The sequence below is a fragment of the bacterium genome, from assembly GCA_030655055.1.
Taxonomy (GTDB): domain Bacteria; phylum Edwardsbacteria; class AC1; order AC1; family EtOH8; genus UBA5202.
Map to the genome: position 1 here is coordinate 1 of JAURWH010000181.1, position 7,370 is coordinate 7,370.

General features: G+C 57.5%; 8 protein-coding genes. All 8 read left to right on the top strand.

Annotation, left to right across the window (positions count from 1 at the left end; genetic code table 11):
- Window positions 1-234: T9SS type A sorting domain-containing protein (locus Q7U71_08615; GenBank protein MDO9391820.1), on the top strand; the 234-nt coding region annotated here is incomplete at its 5' end.
- Window positions 235-445: 211 nt separating this feature from the next.
- Window positions 446-1,090: a Crp/Fnr family transcriptional regulator gene (locus tag Q7U71_08620; protein ID MDO9391821.1), complete on the top strand. Its 645-nt coding sequence runs from the start codon at window positions 446-448 to the stop codon at window positions 1,088-1,090.
- Between the two features lie 262 nt (window positions 1,091-1,352).
- Complete coding sequence (locus Q7U71_08625) at window positions 1,353-2,324, top strand: hypothetical protein (protein ID MDO9391822.1); 972 nt, start codon at window positions 1,353-1,355, stop codon at window positions 2,322-2,324.
- A gap of 48 nt (window positions 2,325-2,372) precedes the next feature.
- Complete coding sequence (gene rsmI, locus Q7U71_08630; GenBank protein MDO9391823.1) at window positions 2,373-3,050, top strand: 16S rRNA (cytidine(1402)-2'-O)-methyltransferase; 678 nt, start codon at window positions 2,373-2,375, stop codon at window positions 3,048-3,050.
- Window positions 3,051-3,053: 3 nt separating this feature from the next.
- On the top strand, window positions 3,054-3,689 hold the full coding sequence (locus tag Q7U71_08635) for a CDP-alcohol phosphatidyltransferase family protein (GenBank protein ID MDO9391824.1): 636 nt from the start codon (window positions 3,054-3,056) through the stop codon (window positions 3,687-3,689).
- 48 nt (window positions 3,690-3,737) lie between these two features.
- A complete protein-coding gene (locus Q7U71_08640) occupies window positions 3,738-4,871 on the top strand; it encodes an inositol-3-phosphate synthase (GenBank protein MDO9391825.1) in 1,134 nt (377 codons plus the stop codon).
- 158 nt (window positions 4,872-5,029) lie between these two features.
- Window positions 5,030-5,662 (top strand): dTMP kinase, encoded by a 633-nt coding sequence (gene tmk, locus Q7U71_08645; protein MDO9391826.1) that lies wholly within the window; start codon window positions 5,030-5,032, stop codon window positions 5,660-5,662.
- A gap of 66 nt (window positions 5,663-5,728) precedes the next feature.
- Window positions 5,729-7,300, top strand: a complete 1,572-nt coding sequence (locus tag Q7U71_08650) for a S41 family peptidase (GenBank protein ID MDO9391827.1) — start codon at window positions 5,729-5,731, stop codon at window positions 7,298-7,300.
- The last annotated feature ends 70 nt before the right edge of the window (window positions 7,301-7,370 follow it).

A 7,370-nucleotide genomic window follows, 5' to 3' on the forward strand; every position in this document is an offset into this window, starting at 1 on the left:
AATCCTTCCAAGGGTCAGACCACCTTCAAGTACCAACTGCCGAAAGCTACTAACGTATGCCTTACAGTCTACAATGTGGCCGGGCAGACGGTGAAGCGGTTCGATATGGGAACAAAACCTGCCGGTTACCACACCATCAACTGGAATGCAAACCAAATGGCGGCCGGGGTATACCTTTACCGGTTGCAGGCCGGCGACTTTAGTTCCACTAAGAAGCTGATGATAGTCAGGTAACCAGACCTGGATCAAAAAGGGGGAGAGCTTGCTCTCCCCCTTTTTGATTGCAATCGCTTGACAAATTTGTTAAAAAACTTAAAAATCAACGCTTTTTTTACTTTCAGACAAAGTCCGTAATACTGGTTTCCAACTTTATAAAATGCTGTTGACAGAAGCGCATAACTTATGATATTATACTATGTTAAACCTTATATAAAGGGGGCAGAAAATGCCGGAAGCCGAAGGCGCTTTTGAAAAAGTATTGAAAGCGGGGGAGATCCTTTTCCGCGAGGGTGAACGGGGCGAGGAAATGTACCTGATACGCTCGGGTAAAGTTGAGATATCCAACTCGGCCGGAGGGGCCAAAAAAGTGCTGGCCACCCTTTCCGAGGGCTCGTTCCTGGGAGAGATGGCCATAGTGGACGATGCCCCGCGCTCGGCCACCGCCACCGCCCTGACCGAGGTTTCGCTTCTGATCCTGGACCGGGCGGCCTTCAAGGGCCAGATCCAGGAGAACCCGATGGTGGATTACCTGATCTCCAGCCTGGTGCGCCGGCTGCGCGAGACCAACGAGCAGGTGAAGATCCTGCTGCAGAAGGACGACGTCTGCCGGATCGCGGCCTCGCTTTTGAACCTGGGCCGGGAGAAGGGCGCCCCCGACGGTTCCGGGGTGCTGGTCAAGGGCAGTTACACCCCCGACGGGTTTGCCAGCCAGGTGGGGGTGGGCAAGGCCAAAGCCGCCGAGATCCTGGAAAAGATGCAGAAACAGGGCCTGATGGAGTTCTCGGCCGACGGGATCAAGATAGCCTCCATGGGCGATCTGGAGGAGTTCTGGAAGTTCGCCACGCTCAAGGAGAAGTTCAAGGAGATGTAGGGCCGGTTCACCACAAAGGCACTAAGATACCAAGGGTCTATAAGTCATCCTGAGCAGAGCACCGTGCTTGACAAATCGAAGGATATTTTCACACAGAGACGCAAAGGTCGCAAAGGGCTTCAATATCATTCCGCAATGTCCTCTTGCAATGTCATCCTGAGCCGGGTATCGTGCCTGACAGACCGAAGGATATATGTTTCATCGCTCAAAATGTTCAATCATTCTGTCATCAAAAAATAGAAAATAAAGTTCTTAACCAACTATGAGATTTCCCAAGGGCCGCGCGGTGCTGCAGAATGCCAAGCTGGAATTTGTGCATCTGGACAACGTTTTGGCCGACAACAAAAAAGAACGGGCCAGCAAGATCTCGGGATACCTGGAGATCGTATATCCCGAAGCGGTGGAGTTCCTGTACCTGAAGAAGGGCGAGCCGGTCAATGCCGGGCATTTCAACCGCTCCGAGCGGAAGCAGATGTCGGTGGCCGAGGTGATAAACAAGGCCAAGTCCTCCACCACCGGGACCGTCTCCATCTACGAGACCCCGGAGGAGCTGGTGGACATGATCATGGCCACCTTCAGCGTCAAGCCGGCCTTCAAGAACCTGGACCTGGCCACGGTGGACACCGAGAAGGTCTTTGAGAAGCTGATCGGGGTAAAGTTCGACGGGTTTCTGGAGATCAAGCGGGGCTTTGACATGTCCTATCTCCGCTTCAAGGAGGGCGCGCCCTGCTCCGGCTATTTCACCTGGAAGGTGGAGAGCCTGGGGCTGGAGGTGATCAAGGCCGCGCTGAAGCAGGCGGCCACCGGACCCGGCGCCATAGTGATAGACGCCTTCGACAAGATCCCGGTGATGGCCGAGCAGGCCAGCCAGGCCCAGGTAACCCTGTTCCTGAACGCATTGAACAAGATAGTGAGCGAGCTCAAGATGATCGCCGGGCCCACCGTGGTCAGCAAGACCCTGACCTCGTCCAAGGAGTCGGCCACGGTGCATTACCCGTTCCTGAACGACTTCGACACCGCCGACGGCGAGGCCAAGGAGGGCGGCAAGGTGGTGGCCACCCCGGAAGAACTGGGCAAGGCCTTTGCCGAGTGGATTGACAATTTTGTGGATTCCTTTAGGGTGGTGCTGGGCAAGCGCCTGGACGGAGTGGTGCAGCTGGCTCTCAAGGATTTCCGGTTCGCCTTGAAAGCCTCCAGCTTCGGACGGCATTCCAAGCTGAAGGATCTGCTTTGATAAACGTTTAAAAGATCAAAAGGTTTAAACGTTTAAAAGGCTCATAATATGACAGGCATTTTGTATTTGGTGGCCACGCCCATCGGCAATCTGGAGGACATCACCCTCAGGGCGCTGAGGGTCCTAAAGGAAGTGGACCTGATAGCGGCCGAGGACACCAGGCATACCGGCCAGCTGCTGAAACATTTTGACATCAAAAAACCGCTGTGCTCTTTTTATTCCCACAACCAGGAGCAAAGGTCGCCGGAGCTGGTGGAAAAGCTTTTGGCCGGCCGGCAGGTGGCCCTGGTGACCGACGCCGGTACCCCCGGGATCAGCGACCCGGCGGTGAGCCTGGTGGCCCAGGCGGTCAGGGCCGGGATCAGGATAGTGCCCATTCCCGGCGCCACCGCGCTGATCTCCGCCCTGGTCTGCTCCGGGCTGGACCCCAGCCGGTTCCTGTTCCTGGGATTCCTGCCCATAAAGTCCGGAAAAAGGGCCCGGTTGCTGGAAGAGCTCAAGGAGGGCTCCGCCACTCTGGTGATGTACGAGTCGCCGCACCGGATCGCCAAAACCCTGTCCGACCTGGCCGCAGCCTTCTCGCCCCGCCAGGCGGTATTGGGCCGGGAGCTCACCAAAATATACGAGGAATTCGAACGGGGCGACATCGCCGAGCTGGCTCAACAGTATCAGACCAAAAAGCCCCGGGGAGAATATGTAATTGTAATAGACGGAAAGGCAGGATGAACAATGTTTCCCGAATGGCTCAATAAGGGTTTTGTCAACCTCTTCAAACCGTTCATCAATCTATTCGCCAAGGCCAGGGTCAAGGCCAACTGGCTGACCACGGCCGGATTCATCTTCGGCCTGGGGGCCGGCCTGCTGTTTGCCACCAATCATTTCTTCTGGGGCGGCCTGGTGGCCCTGCTGTCCGCCATCTGCGACGCCATCGACGGATCTTTGGCCCGGCTCTCGGGCAACGTCACCAAGTTCGGGATGTTCTACGATTCGGTGCTGGACCGCTATTCCGAGCTGGCCATGTTCATCGGACTCTCCTATTTCTATTCCACCAAGGCCATGTGGCTGCAGGCCCTGCTGACCGATCTGGCCCTGGTGGGCTCGCTGATGGTCAGCTACACCCGGGCCCGGGCCGAGGGGCTGGGCGAGGACTGCAAGGTGGGCATCATGGAGCGCCCGGAGCGGATCGCGGTGATAATCACCGGCACGGTGTTTACAGGGATCTTCACCAGCGTGACCCACAATGATAAATGGCACGTGATCTTCACCGCAGCCCTGTGGATCCTGGCCGTCTTCACCAACGTCACCGCCATCCAGCGGATACTGCATGTCCGGAACCGGACCAAGGGGCAGAACCTTCCTTCGTAAATCAAACAAGCAAATATTATAAAAATTTAGTTTTTCAGAAAGGACCACATGGGAAAGAACATTGCCAGGAAAACGATCAAGCCCCCCGCTCCAAAGGGCGGCTCTCGCAAGGTCCGGGTGGCCATCATCGGAGTGGGCAACTGCGCCTCCTCCTTCGTCCAGGGCGTCCACTATTACCGCAACGCCAAGCCCAGCGACAAGGTTCCCGGGCTGATGCACGTCAACCTGGGCGGCTATCACATCTCGGACATTGAATTCTCGGCCGCCATCGACATCGACAAGAACAAAGTGGGCAAGGACCTGGCCACCGCCATCTACACCAAGCCCAACAACACCCTCAAGTTCTGCCAGGTGCCCAAGAGCGGGATCACCGTCCAGCGCGGCATGCTGCACGACGGCCTGGGCAAATATCTCTCCCAGATCATCCAGAAGGCCCCGGGTTCCACGGTGGACATCGTGCAGCTGCTGAAGGACACCAAGACCGACGTGGTGGTCAGCTACCTGCCGGTGGGCTCGGAAGAGGCCACCAAGTGGTACGTGGAACAGATCCTGGAGGCCAAGTGCGGCTTCGTCAACTGCATCCCGGTGTTCATCGCCCGCGAGCAGTACTGGTCCAACCGCTTCAAGAAGGCCGGAGTGCCCTGCATCGGCGACGACATCAAATCCCAGGTGGGGGCCACCATCACCCACCGGGTGCTGACCCGGTTGTTCATGGACCGCGGGGTCAAGCTGTTGAAGACCTACCAGCTGAACTTCGGCGGCAACACCGACTTTTTGAACATGCTGGAGCGGGAGCGGCTGGAGTCCAAGAAGATCTCCAAGACCAACGCCGTGACCTCGATGCTGGATTACAAGATGCCGGCCGACGACATCCACGTCGGCCCGTCCGATTATGTGCCCTGGCTGTTGGACCGCAAGTACTGCCACATCAAGATGGAAGGGCAGACCTTCGGCGACGTGCCGCTGAACCTGGAGATGAAGCTGGAAGTCTGGGATTCGCCCAACTCGGCCGGGGTGGTGATCGACGCGGTGCGCTGCGCCAAGCTGGCCATGGACCACAAGCTTTCCGGAACCATGCTGGAGCCCTCCAGCTATTTCATGAAGTCGCCCATGGTGCAGGTGCATGACGACCAGGCCCAGCGGAACGTGGAAGAGTACATCAAGAGACTGGGACGGAAATAACCAAAACACTAAAAAACTAAATTATAAACTCTAAACTCTAAACTCTAAACAAATTTCAATTTCAAAGATCAAATAATTGGTAGTTTAATGCTTCGTATTTATTGCTTTGGGCTTGTTTAGGGTTTAGTGATTGTGTTTTAGAGTTTACAGAATATTGTATGCAAAAAAGTAAGGGTTTGTTTGTCAGCTTTGAGGGCATCGAGGGCTGCGGCAAGACCACCCAGGCCATGCTACTGGCCAAGTGGCTGAAGAGCCGGGGGCATCAGGTCATAGTCACCCGGGAGCCGGGCGGGACGCCACTGGCCGAGAAGATCCGCAAGGTGCTGCTGGATTCCAGAAACCATAGCATGTCCCCGCTGACCGAGCTGCTGCTGCTGCAGGCCTCGCGGGCCCAGCATCTGGTCCAGGTGATAATCCCGGCGCTTAAGGCCGGCAAGATCGTGGTCTGCGACCGCTTCGCCGATTCCTCCACCGCCTACCAGGGCTACGGCCGGGGAATGGACCTGGAGATGGTGAAACAGCTGAACCAGATAGCGGTGGACGGCTGCTGGCCAGGGGTGACCCTGGTCTTTGACCTGCCGGTGGAGCAGGGTTTTGCCCGGGCCGCCAAAAGAAAGCGGGCCTTGGACCGGATGGAAAAACAGGAGAGGGCCTTTCACCAAAAAGTGCGGCGGGGCTTTCTGTCCATAGCCAAAGCCGAACCGGCCAGGGTAAAGGTGCTGGACGGCAGTTTTCCCCCGGACGTGATCCAGGCCGCAGTCCGGCAGCTGGTGCATAATCGTTTAAAGTAATCCAGGCCCCAACCAAAAGCCAAGTTCAAAAAGGACTCCAAAAATATGGAGGAAGGGAATAAGATCATGATCACCAAGCGCAAGCTTTTTACGCTGATCGCCGGCATTGCCGTGTTCAGCATGGTGGCCGGAGGGATGTTCGCCCTTTACGCCCAAAGCCAGATGACCGACCAGGTGCTGCAGTACCAGAAACTGTTCCGCCAGGTCTTCAGCACGGTTTACGAGCGCTACGTGGTGGCCCCCGACCCCCAGAAGCTGATCTACGGCGCCATCCGGGGGATGCTGGGCAGCCTTGACCCCCACTCCCAGTTTCTGGACGCCAAAACGCTAAAAGACTTGAGGATCAGCACCCAGGGAAGCTTTGGCGGGCTGGGGATCCAGATCGACATCCGGGACAATGTGCTGACGGTGGTCTCGCCCATGGCCGGGACCCCGGCCGCCAGGATGGGGATCCAGGCCGGAGACCGGATAATAAAGATAGAGAACGTTTCCACCCGGGGCATCACCACCGAGGGGGCCATCGGAAAACTGCGGGGACAGCCCGGCACCGACGTCACCATCACCATCCAGCGGGAGGGGGTGGACCAGCCGATGGACTTCACCATCACCCGGGCCAACATCGAGATCAAGAGCATCCCCTATTCCGGGTTCGTCAAGAACAAGATCGGCTACATCTGGCTGGCCAATTTCTCCGAAAAATCGGGCCCCGACCTGGGCCGGGCCATCCAGGTGCTGGAAAGCCAGGGGGCCAAGCAGCTGATCCTGGACCTGCGCAACAACCCCGGCGGGCTGCTGAACGAAGCGGTGGACATCTCCAGCAACTTCATCGACAAGGGTTCGATGGTGGTGTTCACCCGGGGCCGTCTGCCGGACGCCAACCGCGATTTCAAGGTGTCATCGGATCCGCTGTACGGTTCCAAAAAGGGCACCATGGTGGTGCTGATCAACCAGGGCTCGGCCTCGGCCTCCGAGATCGTGGCCGGCGCCATGCAGGACTGGGACCGGGCGCTGATCATCGGCCAGACCAGCTTTGGCAAGGGTTCGGTCCAAACCGTGATCCCCCTGGGAGATTCCATCGCCATGAAGCTGACTACCGCCAAGTACTACACCCCTTCCGGCCGCTGCATCCACCGGGACAACAGCGCCTGGCAGTCGGGCGAGCTGGACAGCCTGGAGGAGGACTCCACCGCCCCCAAGGAGAAGTTCATCACCCTGGGCGGGCTTAAGCGCACGGTCTACGGCGGCGGCGGCATCATCCCCGACGTCAAGGTGGACCTGCCCCTGCTGAAAAAGCTGGAGAGCAACCTGGAGCGCAAGACCCTGTTCTTCAAGTTCGCGGTCAAGTACACCGTCACCCGCAAGGACCTGCCCCGGACCCTGGAAGTTGACGGTCCGATGCTGGCCGAGTTCAAAAAACTTCTGGCCGAAGAAAAATTCGAATACACCGAACCGGATTTCAAGGAAAGCGAAGCCTACATCAAAAAGGGCATCAAGCGGGAGCTGCTTTCCAAACTTTACGGCGACCAGGCCATGACCGCATTCCTGCTGGAGGGCGACGCCCAGGTACAGAAGGCGGTGGAACTGCTGGAACAGCACAAGGACCTGAACAAGCTGCTGCAGACCGGGCAGAACAAGTGACGGACCGGACGCTGATTCCCGCCGATTTACGCCGATAATATTTCGTAGCCATCATCTCCATGGCAGGGGG